This window comes from Brevibacterium sp. 91QC2O2, from assembly GCF_024580695.1.
In the GTDB taxonomy this organism is placed as follows: domain Bacteria; phylum Actinomycetota; class Actinomycetes; order Actinomycetales; family Brevibacteriaceae; genus Brevibacterium; species Brevibacterium moorei.
In genome coordinates, this window is record NZ_JANIJY010000023.1 from 16,789 (window position 1) to 31,342 (window position 14,554).

The 14,554-nt window shown below is 66.6% G+C and carries 13 protein-coding genes; 11 read left to right on the forward strand and 2 right to left on the reverse strand.

Annotated elements, in window-relative coordinates:
• Positions 1–447 precede the first annotated feature (447 nt).
• Both NQ036_RS13005 and NQ036_RS13010 read right to left on the reverse strand, forming a co-directional pair.
• Positions 448–1,473, reverse strand: a complete 1,026-nt coding sequence (locus tag NQ036_RS13005; protein ID WP_257059537.1) for a 6-phosphofructokinase — start codon at positions 1,471–1,473, stop codon at positions 448–450.
• Between the two features lie 70 nt (positions 1,474–1,543).
• Positions 1,544–2,251, reverse strand: a complete 708-nt coding sequence (locus tag NQ036_RS13010; protein ID WP_257059518.1) for a DUF1707 domain-containing protein — start codon at positions 2,249–2,251, stop codon at positions 1,544–1,546.
• A gap of 99 nt (positions 2,252–2,350) precedes the next feature.
• On the opposite strand from NQ036_RS13010, the gene NQ036_RS13015 reads away from it, so the two are divergent.
• From NQ036_RS13015 to rplC, 11 genes are all read left to right on the forward strand, one after another.
• Entirely contained in the window at positions 2,351–4,396 is a 2,046-nt protein-coding gene (locus NQ036_RS13015) for a glycosyltransferase family 39 protein (protein ID WP_257059519.1), read from the forward strand.
• Positions 4,393–5,598 (forward strand): glycosyltransferase, encoded by a 1,206-nt coding sequence (locus NQ036_RS13020; protein WP_257059521.1) that lies wholly within the window; start codon positions 4,393–4,395, stop codon positions 5,596–5,598. Before NQ036_RS13015 ends, NQ036_RS13020 begins: the two co-directional genes overlap by 4 nt.
• A 113-nt stretch (positions 5,599–5,711) precedes the next feature.
• On the forward strand, positions 5,712–6,422 hold the full coding sequence (locus tag NQ036_RS13025) for a response regulator transcription factor (RefSeq protein WP_257059522.1): 711 nt from the start codon (positions 5,712–5,714) through the stop codon (positions 6,420–6,422).
• Entirely contained in the window at positions 6,422–7,993 is a 1,572-nt protein-coding gene (locus tag NQ036_RS13030) for a HAMP domain-containing sensor histidine kinase (protein ID WP_257059524.1), read from the forward strand. Before NQ036_RS13025 ends, NQ036_RS13030 begins: the two co-directional genes overlap by 1 nt.
• A 57-nt stretch (positions 7,994–8,050) precedes the next feature.
• Complete coding sequence (locus NQ036_RS13035; RefSeq protein ID WP_257059526.1) at positions 8,051–8,398, forward strand: hypothetical protein; 348 nt, start codon at positions 8,051–8,053, stop codon at positions 8,396–8,398.
• Positions 8,399–8,778: 380 nt separating this feature from the next.
• On the forward strand, positions 8,779–9,153 hold the full coding sequence (gene rpsL, locus NQ036_RS13040) for a 30S ribosomal protein S12 (protein WP_257048545.1): 375 nt from the start codon (positions 8,779–8,781) through the stop codon (positions 9,151–9,153).
• Positions 9,153–9,623 carry a 30S ribosomal protein S7 gene (gene rpsG / locus NQ036_RS13045; protein WP_257048546.1) on the forward strand — a complete coding sequence of 157 codons (471 nt, stop codon included), beginning with the start codon at positions 9,153–9,155 and terminating at the stop codon, positions 9,621–9,623. The genes rpsL and rpsG overlap by 1 nt, the downstream gene beginning before the upstream one ends.
• 78 nt (positions 9,624–9,701) lie before the next feature.
• On the forward strand, positions 9,702–11,849 hold the full coding sequence (fusA, locus tag NQ036_RS13050) for an elongation factor G (protein WP_257059529.1): 2,148 nt from the start codon (positions 9,702–9,704) through the stop codon (positions 11,847–11,849).
• Between the two features lie 108 nt (positions 11,850–11,957).
• On the forward strand, positions 11,958–13,148 hold the full coding sequence (gene tuf / locus NQ036_RS13055) for an elongation factor Tu (RefSeq protein WP_257048548.1): 1,191 nt from the start codon (positions 11,958–11,960) through the stop codon (positions 13,146–13,148).
• A 408-nt stretch (positions 13,149–13,556) separates the two neighbouring features.
• Positions 13,557–13,865, forward strand: a complete 309-nt coding sequence (rpsJ, locus tag NQ036_RS13060; RefSeq protein ID WP_009379191.1) for a 30S ribosomal protein S10 — start codon at positions 13,557–13,559, stop codon at positions 13,863–13,865.
• 13 nt (positions 13,866–13,878) lie between these two features.
• Entirely contained in the window at positions 13,879–14,553 is a 675-nt protein-coding gene (gene rplC / locus NQ036_RS13065) for a 50S ribosomal protein L3 (RefSeq protein WP_257048550.1), read from the forward strand.
• Position 14,554: the final 1 nt, after the last annotated feature.

A 14,554-nucleotide genomic window follows, 5' to 3' on the forward strand; every position in this document is an offset into this window, starting at 1 on the left:
TCGGTGGAGGCGGGGGTGATCGCCCTCGACCACGTCATCCGAACCGCTGCGGACCCGGACTCCATGCGCGGTGTCCTGTTGGGCATGGTCGAGGCGGATGGGCGTTTTGCACGCAGTGCGAGGCTGGCGAGGTGCCTGGCCTGGGCGACCGGGTTGGCGGAGAGCCCGGCGGAGAGCCTGACGGTGGTTCGATTCGCGGAGTCGGGTAGCCTGCCCCGAGTGCGGCAGCAGGTGGAGATCTACGATGAGCACGGGCGCTTCATCGCGCGCGTGGACTTCCTGCTCGACGACGACAAGATCCTGGAGGCCGATGGCGCGGCGAAGTACAAGACCATCGCCCAGGGCGGCTACCGGAGGGACGGCGAGGACCCGCTGGAGGCCGAAAAGCGCAGGCAGTACGCGCTACAGGCACTGGGCTACGAGGTCCACCGGCTGATGTGGGCCGCCTCACCCCAACAACACCTGCAACTCATCCCACCGGCTGCGCGGAACGCGTTTGAGCTCCTTGACGGCATCGGCCATGCGCACATGCGCGATGTCGATCCCGCGCAGCGAAGCCATCTCACCCCAGCGGTGCTCGGTGGCCAGATCCACCGCCGCCAGGCCCAGACGGGTGGCCAGCACCCTGTCATAGCCGGTCGGCGCGCCCCCGCGCTGCAGGTGGCCCAGGATCATCGAACGCGTCTCGATACCGGTGGCCTCCTCGATCAGCGGTGCCAGGTGGTTCGCGACCCCGCCCAGGCGCACCCGGCCGTGCTTGTCCAAGCCGGCCTCGGACACCTGGGAGTCCACGTCCTCGGGCACGAAGCCCTCCGCCACGACCACGATCGGGGCGCGCCCCCGGTCCTTGGCCGAACGCACCCATTCGTAGATCTGCGCATAGGACACGGGGAACTCGGGGATCAGGACCGCGTGCGCGCCGCCTGCCATTCCGGCATTGAGCGCGATCCACCCGACATTGCGGCCCATCACCTCGATCACCATGCAGCGGTGGTGTGATTCCGCGGTGGTGCGCACGGAATCGATCGCGTGCGTGGCGATGGCCGCGGCCGTGTCGAAGCCGAAGGTGTAGTCGGTCCCGCCCAAGTCGTTGTCGATCGTCTTGGGCACCCCCACCACGGGCAGACCCTCATCGTCGGCCAGGCGCGCCGCCCCCGCCAGGGTGCCCTCGCCACCGATCGCGATGACCGCGTCCAGTCCGCGTTCGTCCATCACCTGCCGCATCCGCGCCGGCCCCCCGCCGGAGTACGGATGAGTGCGCGAGGTCCCCAGGATGGTGCCGCCGCGTCCGGAGATGCCGCGCACCGCATGTGTGTCGAGTTCGAACATGTCGTCCTCGAGCAGCCCGCGCCATCCGTCGCGCAGCCCCATGAAGGAGTGTCCGTGGGCTCTTACGCCCTTGCGCACGGCGCCGCGGATCACGGCGTTGAGCCCCGGCCCGTCGCCCCCGGATGTCATGATGCCGATGTTCATGGGTGTGCTCATATTGCTCCTCCTGAGCCTCGGCCGACGGTTCCGGCCGGCGATTGGGTCGGTGCCCGGCTCAGCGCGTGAGCCGGCGCTTGTCCTCGGGTTCGAGCTTCACGGTGTGGCCGGCCATGACCGAGAATCCCTTGAGCACCAGAGTGCCCTGGGAGCCATCGCCCTGCGCCGACTTGCGGATGGTGTTGCCGGCCATGATGTTGATCGTCTCGTCGACCACGCGCACCCCGGCCGGGACGAAGATGTCGTGCCCGCCCATGAGTGAGTACAGGTTGAGGGTCAGCAGCACGCCGGGGCCCATGACCTGGCGCAGGTGGATGTTCGACCCACCCATCAGCGCGTAATCGCTGAGCTCCGGGGTGCCCGCCTCTAGCTCCAGATCGCCGCCGCTGAGGATGTCGACCTGGTTGCGGGCGCGCCCGGCCCCCGGCAGCACGGGCAGGTTGTTCTCACCCGAGGTGGCCGGTGTGTGGCCGGTCCCCGGCACCTGCAGGCCGTGCCCGGCGCCGAGGCCCCCGCCGGCCGTCTGCGCCGTGTACCGGGCGTGCAACTCACGCCCCTCCGGGAGGTCGGCCAGCAGGGCGGGGAGTTCGTCGATGTACTTCGCCCGCATCGCCCCGGTTTGGCGTTCGTCGAGTTCTCCGACGTTCAGCCGGCCCGCGGCGTGGGCCAGCGCCAGCACATCGAGCACCGCATCGCGGTCGCTGTCTGCGGCGCGTACCCGCGGGGCCCGGTGTGCGGGTTCTTCGGCCGGAGTCTGTTCATCCACGTGTTCCAGCCTACGACACGTCCGCCCAGTTCACAGGTTCACAGACGCGGCACAGGCTGGACACACGCCCGGCCTCGCCGCGGCCGGGACCCTGATCCCATGACGATAGGCAAGAAGACGATAGAGACGAAGAAACTGTGGCTGAACCTCGGTGTCGTGGCGATGTTGCTGCTGGCCGCACTCGTGTACCTGTGGAATCTCACGGTCTCCGGCTACGGCAATGCCTTCTATGCCGCGGTGGTCCGCGCCGGTTCCAAGGACTGGACCGCGCTGCTGTTCGGCTCGCTCGACGCGGCCAATGGGATCACCGTGGACAAACCGCCGGCGGCCTACTGGATACCCGCCCTGTTCGCCCGGGTCTTCGGCTTCTCGTCGTTTACCGTACTGTTCCCACAGGCGGTGATGGGCGTGGCCACGGTCTGGCTGGTCCACTGCACGGTCGCGCGCACCAGCGGGCGGGCCTGGGGCCTGTTGGCCGGGCTGCTCATGACGCTGAGCCCCGTGGCCGTCATGATGTTCCGGTTCGACAACCCCGACGCGATGCTGACCCTGTGTCTGACCCTGGCCGCCTATCTGACGGTCCGCGCCATCCAATCGCCGCGGCGGGCCGACTGGTGGATGCTGGGCTGTGGCCTGATCATCGGTCTGGCCTTCCTGACGAAGATGCTGCAGGGCTTCATGACGCTGCCGGCTCTGGGCCTGGCCTTCCTCATCGCCGCACCGGGTGGGTGGCTGCGTCGGCTCCGTGGTCTGGCCGTGGGCGTGGCGGGCGTCATCGTGCCGATCGTGGCCTATGCCGGCGTGTTCTACGCCTGGCCCGCCGATGAACGCCCCTATATGGCCGGCACCGCTGGCAATGACTTCTGGGAGTTGGTCTTCGGTTACAACGGGCTGGGGCGGATCTTCGGCGGTTCGGGCAACGGCGGTGGAGGCATGGGCGGGCAGTCCTCCGACGGCAACATCCTCATGAAGCTGTTCTCCCTGGGATTGAACGGCTCGAACACCAGTTTCGGCGGCTCCACCGGCATCCTGCGCCTGTTCAACACGGGCTTCGGTCCGGAGATCGCCTGGCTGCTGCCCACCGCACTCATCCTGCTGATCGCAGGCCTCATCGCCACCCGCAGGGCACCCCGGACGGATCCGGCCCGCGCGGCACTCATCGTCTGGGGCGGTTGGCTGCTGGTCACCGCGGGGGTCTTCAGCTATATGGAGGGCACCATCCACCCGTATTACGTGGTGGCCCTGGCTCCGGCCATCGCCGGGCTGAGCGCGGTCGGTGCGCAGGCGGTGCGCGAGCGCATCACGGGCCGCGATGACGCTCAGCCGGGTCGGCATGCGGCCGGGACACATGCGGCTGCGGTCTCGGGCCGAGGCTCCCGCGCCTACTGGTACCGCGCGGCCCTGGGTGCCGCGGTGGCCGCCGGCGGAGCGACCGGCTATTACCTGCTGGCCGTCAACGGCACCGATTGGCTGCCCTGGCTGCGCTGGGTGCTGCTCATCGGCTCCCTGCTCACCGCGATCGTGATCGTCGTCGGACTGGACCGGCTGCGGATCGCGGGGTTCAAGCACCTGGGCGCCGTGGTGCTCACGGCCGCGATCGTGTTCGGGGCGGGCGGTACCGCTGCCTGGTCGCTGGCCTCGGTCGGCAATGCGTACACCGGTTCCATCCCGGTATCCGGCCCCGCAATAGCCGGTGGCGGCGGGATGAGCGCCGGCGGAGGCGAGCGCGGTCCTGCAGGCCAGAGCGGTCCCGGCGGCCAGAGCGGGGACAGCGACTCCGAACTGATCGAACTGCTGCAGCAGACCACCACCACCTACTCGGCGGCCATGTCGGGGGCGACCGGCGCGGCGCAGCTGATGATCTCCTCCGATACCGAAGTGCTCGACATCGGCGGATGGAACGGCTCCGATCCGTTCCCCACGCTCGATCAGTTCAAACAGCTGGTGGCCGACGGCCGGATCGGCTACTACATCTCCGGCGGCCAAGGCGGCCGGGACGGACCAGGCGGGCCGGGCGGCCAAGGCGGACCGGGCGGACCGGGCGGCGGCAATGACGAGATCGCCTCGTGGGTCGCGGAGAACTACTCCGCGACGACCGTGGGCGGCTCGACGGTCTACGACCTGACGCAGGAGGCCGGACGATGACCACGCAGAACCGAGACGAGCGGACCGCGGTGGACGGCGCTCGCAGGACCCCGACCACAGTGGACCTGGTCGTCCCCGTATACAACGAACAGGACCAACTGGCCGACACGGTCTGCACCCTGCTGGGTCTGACCGCGGAATCGGCGAACGAGGTCACCATCGTCATCGCCGACAACGCCAGTACCGACCGGACCGGCCGGATCGGCGCGGACTTAGCGCAGCTGCAGCAGCGCGTGCGCTACGTCCGGCTGGACCAGAAGGGCCGCGGCCGCGCGCTGAAACAGGTGTGGAGCGCATCGCGCGCCGATGTCGTCGCCTATACGGACGTCGACCTGGCCACCGACATCCGCCTGCTCGATCCCATGGTCCGGGTGCTGGCGTCTGGCACGGCGGACGTGGCGATCGCCTCGCGCCTGCTGTCGGACTCCAAGGTGGAACGCGGTCCCAAGCGGGAGGTCATCTCCCGCTGCTACAACCGCATCCTGAAAGTGGGCCTGGACGTCGGATACTCCGATGCACAGTGCGGGTTCAAGGCGCTCAGTCGCAGGGCTGCCGATGCGATCCTGCCCCACGTGCGCGACGTCAACTGGTTCTTCGACACCGAGGTCCTGACCCTGGCGCAGTGGTCGGGCCTGCGGATCCACGAATTCGCCGCCGACTGGACCGACGATCCGGATTCGTCCGTGGACGTGGTCGCCACAGCGCTCGAGGACCTCAAGGGGATGGCCCGGATGCGCCGGGACCTGCGGCATTCGGCGATCCCGCTGGAGCGGATCTCCGCCGAGGTCGGTCGGCCGGCCGCCGTGCCGAACCTGGGTGCCCAGATCATCCACTTCGTGGATGTGGGCATTGTGTCCACCGTGACCTATTCCCTGGGCTTCCTGTTGTTGGGGATGTTCATGGACGTCAACCTGGCGAACTTCATCGCGCTGCTGCTCTCCGCCCTGCTCAACACCGCGCTCAACCGCCGGCACACCTTCGGCGCGCGCAATCCCAGCGGTAAGCTGGCCCACCATCTCAAGGGACTGGCCGTATTCGCCCTGTGCTGGCTGCTGACCTCGGCTGCGATCCAGATGACGACCGGGCTGCCCACCATGGCGGTGCTGGTGGCGGTGAGCGTGGCGAATGTGGGAGCGACGGTTCTACGCTTCGCCCTGCAACGCATATGGGTCTTCGCCGATACCCGGCGGAAGGAGTCCTGAGATGAGTCCGAGGACCGTCCCACCCTGCCGCCTGCGGCGGGCCGGACGAGGGCCCCACACAGCGCCTCGGACGAACGATAATGGAGACCGTGAACGGAATGGGAACACAGCACATGGCACACACAGACGGCACCCCGATGCGCATTCTGGTCGTCGACGACGAGTCGAACCTGGCCGAACTGCTGGCCATGGCCTGCACCGTGCAGGGCTGGCAGCCCACCACCGCAGGGACCGGGCGCGAGGCAGTCCGGCTGGCCCGCACGGAACCCTTCGACGCGATCATCCTGGACGTCATGCTGCCGGACCTGGACGGTTTCGAGGTCCTGGCGAAGCTGCGCGGCGAGGGCATCGACACCCCGGTGGTGTTCCTGTCGGCCAGGGATTCGGTGGACGACCGCCTCAACGGTCTGCGACTGGGCGGGGACGACTATGTGACCAAGCCCTTCAACCTCGAAGAGGTGATGGCACGTGTTGCCGCCCGCCTGCGCCGGACCGGGACCCTGCCCGAGGATGAGTCCGGGATGCTGAGCGTGGGCGATCTGCGACTCGACGAGGCCAGCCACGAGGTCAGCCGTGCCGGTGCGCCGATCGACCTGACGGCGCGCGAATACGAGGTGCTGTTGTTGTTCATGCGCAATCCGCATGTGGTGTTGACCAAGGCGCAGATCCTCGACCGGGTGTGGGACTACGACTTCGGCGGCAACGGCAATATCGTCGAGCTCTACATCTCCTATCTGCGCAAGAAGATCGACTCGGTCGTTCCCGATAAGCCCTCAATGATCCAGACCAAGCGCGGTGCCGGCTATATGCTGCGGGAGGTCTGATGGAGTCCGGCTCCCCGGCACCGAACCGGGGAATGCACCCGAGCCTGCGGGCCAGGCTGATCCTGACCACCCTGAGCGTGCTCGTGGTGATCGGCGTGGGCATCGGACTGGCCTCCGTGCTGACCGTGCGGGCCTCGCTGATGGGCAATCTGGACGAGCAGTTGCGGACCACAGCAGAGAGCGCCCAGCACGGCCCCGGGGGCGGCGCACGCTCGGACGGGGCCGCGACGGGCGCCGAGACCGGCGCGCCGGCCGAATACCGCCGATGGCTGCGCTTCCTCGATATGCCGGGCCAGGGGGATCGGACGATCGCGCTGGTGACCGACGGGTCCACCGCGATCGGTGCGATCACCCGAGCGGAATACGGGGCGCCGCAGTCCCTGGACGAAGCGGATGCGCGCAGTCTGATCGGCCTGGACGCAGACGAGGCCCCGCGCAGCATCACCCTGCCCAACCTGGGCAGTTACCGCGTGATGACCTTCGACCAGCAGGGCCTGCGTGTGACCTACGGGATTCCGCAGGACGGTGTCGACTCCGCCCTGCGCACCACAGGGGCGTGGACGGCGGGCGCGGTGGGCATCGGCCTGGTGGCCGCCGGCCTGGCCGCGGGCCTGGTGATCTCCCGGCAGCTGCGGCCGCTGCGCCAGGTGGCCCGGACCGCGCGCGAGGCCGCGGGCCTGGACCTCAACCCGGGCGGGGCCGCGGTGGACGTGCGGGTCCCGGATGCGCTGGTCAAGAACGGCACGGAGGTGGGCGATGTGGCCGCGGCGATGAACGCAATGCTCGGAAACGTCGATGCGGCACTGGCCGCCCGATACCGCTCGGAGGTGCAGATGCGCCGGTTCGTCGCCGACGCCTCGCACGAACTGCGCACGCCCCTGACGACGATCCGCGGCTATGCGGACCTGACCAAGCCACTGCGCTCGCAGTCTCCGGAACAGGTCGCCCAGGCGCTCGAGAGGATCGACGCCGGAGCTGTGCGGATGTCCGGGCTGGTCGACGATCTACTGCTGCTGGCACGCCTGGACGCGGGCCGCGAGCGGGTGCAGACCACCACCGTGGACCTTTCGGAACTGCTGATCGAGATGGTGGGGGACGCCCATGCCACGACGGCTGACCACGACCACTCCCTCGACCTGCCACCCGAACCGGTCGAGGCCCTGGGCGACCGGGCCCGAGTCGCGCAGATCGTGGCCAATCTGCTGACCAACGCCCGCGTCCACACCCCGCGCGGCACGCACATCACCGTCAGTGCCGAAAAGGTGGGCGAAAGTGCGCTGATACGGGTGGCCGACGACGGCCCCGGGATCGATCCGGAGCTGGGCGAGAAGATCTTCGACCGCTTCGCCCGCGGGGACCAGCAGCGCGCCAGGTCGAACGAGGCCCAGGTGCAGGGAGGGTCCTCCGGGCTGGGGCTGGCGATCGTGCGCTCGCTGGCCCGTGCCATGGGTGGAGACGTCTCGGTGGCCTCGAGCCCGGCCGGCTCGATCTTTACCGTCGAGCTGCCGGCGGCGCGCGGCTTTTCACAGCTTTGGCATAGAGACGACATAAGCACGGTCCAGGGCCGGTGACGAAGCTGATTCCAACAGGTCGAAACCGGCGCTTGCCGGATCGGAGGAGGAACGGTGATGAGCACCAACCAGAACGAGAACCCGCAGGATCAGTACGCAGCCCGGCCCGGGGTGGGCGAACCCAAGCGCACGATCGGCCTGACCCCGGCGATCGCGGCGGGCGTCGGCCTGCTGCTGGTCGGGGGAGTGGCCGGCGGAGCCGTGGGCGCGGTCGCAGCGGGCTCGTCCTCCGGCGGTTCGAGCCAGATGGGCGGCCCCGGTGGTCAGGGCGGTCCAGGTGGCCGGGACGGTCAGGGCGCCCAGCACCACCTGAATGACCATTCGAACAGGGTGCAGAACGCCACGGTGGCCACTGTCCGAAAGGTCGGAGGCAACCTCGCCGATGCTGCGAGCTGGGCCGTTTGAGGGACTGGGGAGACGACCGCGCGCCGGTACACCCGAGCAGGTGTACCGGCGCGCCCGTACTGTGACGACTTCCACAAGATTGCCCTCTGCCAATCGTTTGACCGCCGGGGCGCGGGCGGTCTACTCTGGAAAGGACTGATTTCGATCAGCCATGTTCGCGTGCTCGCATGCGAACGATGTGGTCCCCGGTGTTGGAATTCGCGGTGTTATATCCGCCCGACACACCCGACCTCGGGTGCACAGGGACCGCGTACTTACTGCGATCGGGCAGGCAGCTTCACCCGATCGCATGGGACATGTTCGCACCAACGGTCGGCGGGCTCCGCCTGTTACCGCGGTGAGGACTTAGGAATATCGAGAAGCAACTGGAGAACACTTAAGTGCCTACCATTCAGCAGCTGGTCCGTAAGGGCCGGCACGACAAGGCCGCGAAGAACGCGACGCCTGCCCTGAAGGGCAGCCCGCAGCGCCGCGGTGTCTGCACCCGCGTTTACACCACCACCCCGAAGAAGCCGAACTCGGCACTGCGCAAGGTCGCTCGTGTCAAGCTGTCCTCGCAGATCGAGGTCACGGCGTACATTCCGGGTGAAGGCCACAACCTGCAGGAGCACTCCATCGTGCTCGTGCGCGGTGGCCGTGTGAAGGACCTCCCCGGCGTCCGCTACAAGATCATCCGCGGCACCCTCGATACGCAGGGCGTCAAGGGCCGCCAGCAGGCCCGCAGCCGCTACGGAGCCAAGAGGGAGAAGAAGTAATGCCTCGTAAGGGACCCGCACCCAAGCGCCCGGTCGTCATCGACCCGGTCTACAACTCGCCGATCGTCACGCAGCTGATCAACAAGGTCCTGCTCGACGGCAAGCGCTCCACCGCCGAACGCATCGTCTACGGTGCACTCGAAGGCGTGCGCGAGAAGAGCAACAACGATCCGGTACAGCAGCTGAAGAAGGCCCTGGACAACATCCGTCCGGCCCTCGAAGTCAAGTCCCGCCGCGTCGGCGGCGCGACCTACCAGGTCCCCGTCGACGTCAAGCCGGGCCGCGCCACCACGTTGGCCCTGCGCTGGCTGGTCGGCTTCTCCCGGCAGCGCCGCGAGAAGACCATGACCGAACGCCTGATGAACGAGATTCTCGACGCGTCGAACGGCCTCGGTGCCGCTGTCAAGCGCCGTGAGGATACGCACAAGATGGCCGAGTCGAACAAGGCCTTCGCACACTACCGCTGGTAATCCTCGGTTATACCCGGCGGGCCTGCGGGCCCGCAGGCCCGCCGGGGCCAGAAGCTCTAGACACGAGAGAGAGACACCGTGGCACTTGCAGTGCTCAAGGACCTCAACAAGGTCCGCAATATCGGCATCATGGCCCACATCGATGCCGGTAAGACCACCACGACGGAACGAATCCTGTTCTACACCGGTGTGAACTACAAGATCGGCGAAACGCACGATGGCGCTTCGACGATGGACTGGATGGAACAGGAAGCAGAGCGCGGTATCACGATCACGTCGGCCGCGACGACCTGCTACTGGAAAGACAACCAGATCAACATCATCGACACCCCCGGGCACGTCGACTTCACCGTTGAGGTGGAGCGTTCGCTGCGTGTGCTCGACGGTGCTGTCGCCGTGTTCGACGGCAAGGAGGGCGTGGAGCCCCAGTCGGAGACCGTCTGGCGCCAGGCCGACAAGTACGATGTCCCCCGCATCTGCTTCGTCAACAAGATGGACAAGCTGGGCGCGGACTTCTTCTTCACCGTGCAGACGATCGTCGATCGCCTGGGCGCGAAGCCGCTGGTGATGCAGGTGCCGATCGGCGCGGAGAACGACTTCCGCGGCGTCGTCGACCTGGTCGAGATGAAGGCATACGAATGGCCCGAGGTCTTCCCGGAGGATCACGACGAGTTCCACGCCAAGAAGGGCGATGAAACCCGCGGCCAGCTGGAGATCGAGGTGCCGATCCCCGAGGACATCGCGGACAAGGTCGAGGAATACCGTACGAAGCTCGTCGAAGACGTCGCCGAAGCCTCCGATGAGCTCATGGAAGCCTACCTGGAGAACGACGACCTGACGCTCGAGCAGCTCAAGTCCGGCATTCGCCACCTGACCGTGAACTCGGAGGCCTACCCGGTCTTCGCCGGTTCCGCGTACAAGAACAAGGGCGTTCAGCCCATGCTCGACGCGGTCATCGACTACCTGCCGACCCCGCTCGACGTGGGCGCGGTCGTCGGTCACGACCCGAAGGACGAAGAAGCCGAGCTGACCCGCGAGCCCTCGACCTCCGAGCCCTTCTCGGCTCTGGCCTTCAAGGTCGCCACGCACCCGTTCTTCGGCACGCTGACCTATGTCCGCGTGTACTCGGGTGAGGTCAAGCCGGGCGAGCAGGTCCTCAACGCGACCTCCGGCAAGAAGGAGCGCATCGGCAAGCTCTTCCAGATGCACTCCAACAAGGAGAACCCGGTGGAAGAGGCCGTTGCAGGCCACATCTACGCCTTCATCGGGCTCAAGGACACGACGACCGGCGATACGCTGTGCGACGCGTCGAACCCGATCTCGCTGGAGTCGATGACCTTCCCCGAGCCCGTGATCTCCGTGGCCATCGAGCCCAAGACCAAGGGCGACCAGGAGAAGCTCTCCGCGGCCATCCAGAAGTTCGTGAAGGAAGACCCGACCTACAAGGTCGAGTTGGACGCCGAAACCGGCCAGACCGTCATCTCCGGCATGGGCGAGCTCCACCTGGACATCCTGGTGGACCGCATGCGCCGCGAGTTCAAGGTCGACGCCAATGTGGGCAAGCCGCAGGTCGCCTACCGCGAAACCATTCGCCGGAAGGTCGAGAAGCAGGACTACACCCACAAGAAGCAGACCGGCGGTTCGGGTCAGTTCGCGAAGGTCCAGGTCACCATCGAGCCCCTCGAGGTCGAAGGCGATACGATCTACGAGTTCGACAACCAGATCACGGGTGGCCGCGTTCCGCGCGAGTACATCCCGTCGGTCGATGCGGGCATCCAGGATGCCATGCAGGTCGGTATCCTGGCCGGTTACCCGATGGTCGGCGTCAAGGCGACGCTGGTCGACGGTGCCTACCACGACGTCGACTCGTCCGAAATGGCCTTCAAGATCGCCGGCTCCATGGTCTTCAAGGAAGCCGCGCGCAAGGCCAGCCCCGTTCTGCTGGAACCGCTGATGGACGTTGAGGTGCGTACGCCCGAGGAGTACATGGGCGACGTCATCGGCGACCTGAACTCGCGTCGTGGCCAGGTGCAGTCGATGGAGGACGCCTCCGGCGTCAAGGTCGTCAAGGCACTGGTCCCGCTGTCCGAGATGTTCGGCTACATCGGCGACCTGCGGTCGAAGACCCAGGGCCGTGCGGTGTACTCGATGCAGTTCCAGAGCTATTCCGAGGTCCCGAAGGCAGTTGCCGACGAGATCATCCAGAAGACCCGCGGCGGAGAGTAATCTCCCCGTTCGCCGGCCGGGGGAGTGGTCCTCCGGCCGGCACCGACAGAAGAAACACGGTGGCGGCCCGCAACCCAGCGGGCCGTGCCATCCACGAGGAGGAACCCAGTGGCAAAGGCTACCTTTGATAGGAACAAGCCGCACGTCAACATCGGTACCATCGGTCACGTTGACCACGGTAAGACGACTCTGACCGCGGCAATCACCAAGGTACTGGCAGACAAGTACCCGGATCTGAACGAGGCCAAGGCCTTCGATCAGGTCGACAACGCTCCTGAGGAAAAGGAGCGCGGCATTACCATCAACGTCTCGCACGTTGAGTACCAGACCGAGAAGCGTCACTACGCTCACATCGACGCCCCCGGTCACGCCGACTACATCAAGAACATGATCACCGGCGCCGCCCAGATGGACGGTGCGATCCTGGTCGTCGCCGGCACCGATGGTCCGATGCCGCAGACCCGCGAGCACGTCCTGCTGGCTCGCCAGGTTGGCGTTCCCGCCATCGTCGTCGCGCTGAACAAGGCCGACATGGTCGATGACGAAGAGCTCCTCGACCTGGTCGAGATGGAGGTCTCGGAACTGCTCGAGTCGCAGGAATTCGATCCGGAGTCCCCGATCGTCCGCGTCTCCGCTCTGAAGGCCCTGGAAGGCGACCCCAAGTGGGTCAAGTCGGTCGAGGACCTGATGGAAGCCGTGGACAACTTCATCCCGGAGCCCGTCCGCGACACCGACAAGCCCTTCCTGATGCCCGTCGAGGACGTCTTCACCATCACCGGCCGCGGCACCGTCGTGACCGGTCGTGTGGAGACCGGCATCCTGCTGCCCAACGAGGAAGTCGAGATCGTCGGCATCAAGCCGGAAACCTCGAAGACCACCGTCACGGGTATCGAGATGTTCCGCAAGCAGCTGCCCGATGCGCGCGCCGGTGAAAACGTCGGCCTGCTGCTGCGCGGCACGAAGCGCGACGAGGTCGAGCGCGGCCAGGTCGTCGTGAAGCCGGGTTCGATCACCCCGCACACGCAGTTCGAGGGCCAGGTCTACGTCCTGTCCAAGGACGAGGGCGGGCGTCACAACCCGTTCTACTCGAACTACCGCCCTCAGTTCTACTTCCGCACGACCGACGTCACCGGCGTCATCACGCTGCCGGAAGGCACCGAAATGGTCATGCCGGGCGACAACACGGACATGTCCGTCGAGCTGATCCAGCCCGTCGCCATGGACGAGGGCCTGCGCTTCGCGATCCGCGAAGGCGGCCGCACCGTTGGTGCCGGCCGTGTCACCAAGATCAACAAGTGATCATCAGGTGATTGCGGCGGGGGAGGCCCCGTAGGCACGAGGGGCCCCGGAACCGATTGGTTCCGGGGCCCCTTGCATGTACTGTGACGGGAATCCCACAGCCGATTTTCAGGATCGGCTTGTGGCCCCCTGAACGGATGTGCCATACTAGACGAGTTGCGTTTTGGGCCCCAGACCCCTGCACTGCGGCATTCGTGTCGCGAACGGCCCAGAACAGTCCGGAAGGAATCTGCAATAGCGGGTTCGCCTGTACCGGACAACACAGATTGAGTTATGCGTGTTTTCACCCGGTAGGGCAGGCGACACGCCCGACCGCGGGGGTCGGTCAATTCAGCCGGCACAGACCGCGTGATCCGAACAGGACCGCGGTTGATGGCCGGGAAGAACTAAAGATGGAGTTACGACGCCATGGCGGGACAGAAGATCCGCATCCGGCTCAAGTCGTACGACCACGCGGTTATCGACAGTGCTGCACGTAAAATCGTGGACACCGTCACCCGCGCTGGCGCTACGGTTGTGGGCCCCGTGCCGTTGCCGACCGAGAAGAACGTGTACTGCGTTATCCGGTCGCCGCACAAGTACAAGGACAGCCGTGAGCATTTCGAAATGCGCACGCACAAGCGTCTGATCGACATTGTCGACCCTACGCCGAAGGCCGTTGACTCGCTCATGCGCCTCGACCTGGCCGACGATGTCAACATCGAGATCAAGCTCTGAGGGGGAAGCAGTAATGGTGAACACTCGTTCCAAGCCTCTCCCCACCACCCGCAACGTCAAGGGCCTGCTGGGCATCAAGCTCGGCATGACCCAGGTGTGGGATGAGAACGCTAATCTCGTTCCCGTGACGGTCATCCAGGCCGGCGGCAACGTTGTCACGCAGGTCCGCAACGAAGACGTCGACGGCTACACCGCCGTGCAGATCGGCTTCGGGGAGATCGATCCGCGCAAGGTCAACAAGCCGACCGCCGGTCACTTCGAGAAGGCCGGGGTCGCCCCGCGCCGTCACCTCGTGGAACTGCGCACGGCCGACGCCGCCGAATACTCGCTGGGTCAGGAGCTCTCCGTGGAGACCTTCGAAGCCGGCGTGAAGGTCGATGCGACCGCGAAGACCAAGGGTAAGGGAACCGCGGGCGTTATGAAGCGCCACGGTTTCAAGGGTGTGGGCGCATCCCACGGTGCCCACCGCAACCACCGCAAGCCCGGTTCGATCGGCGGCGCTTCGACGCCCAGCCGTGTGTTCAAGGGTATGCGGATGGCCGGTCGCATGGGCAATGCCCGTCACACCACCCAGAACCTCACGATTCACGCGGTGGACGTTGAGAACAACCTGCTGCTCGTCAAGGGTGCCGTCCCCGGCCCCAAGAAGGGCGTTGTCCTCATCCGCACTGCTGCGAAGGAGGCCTGAG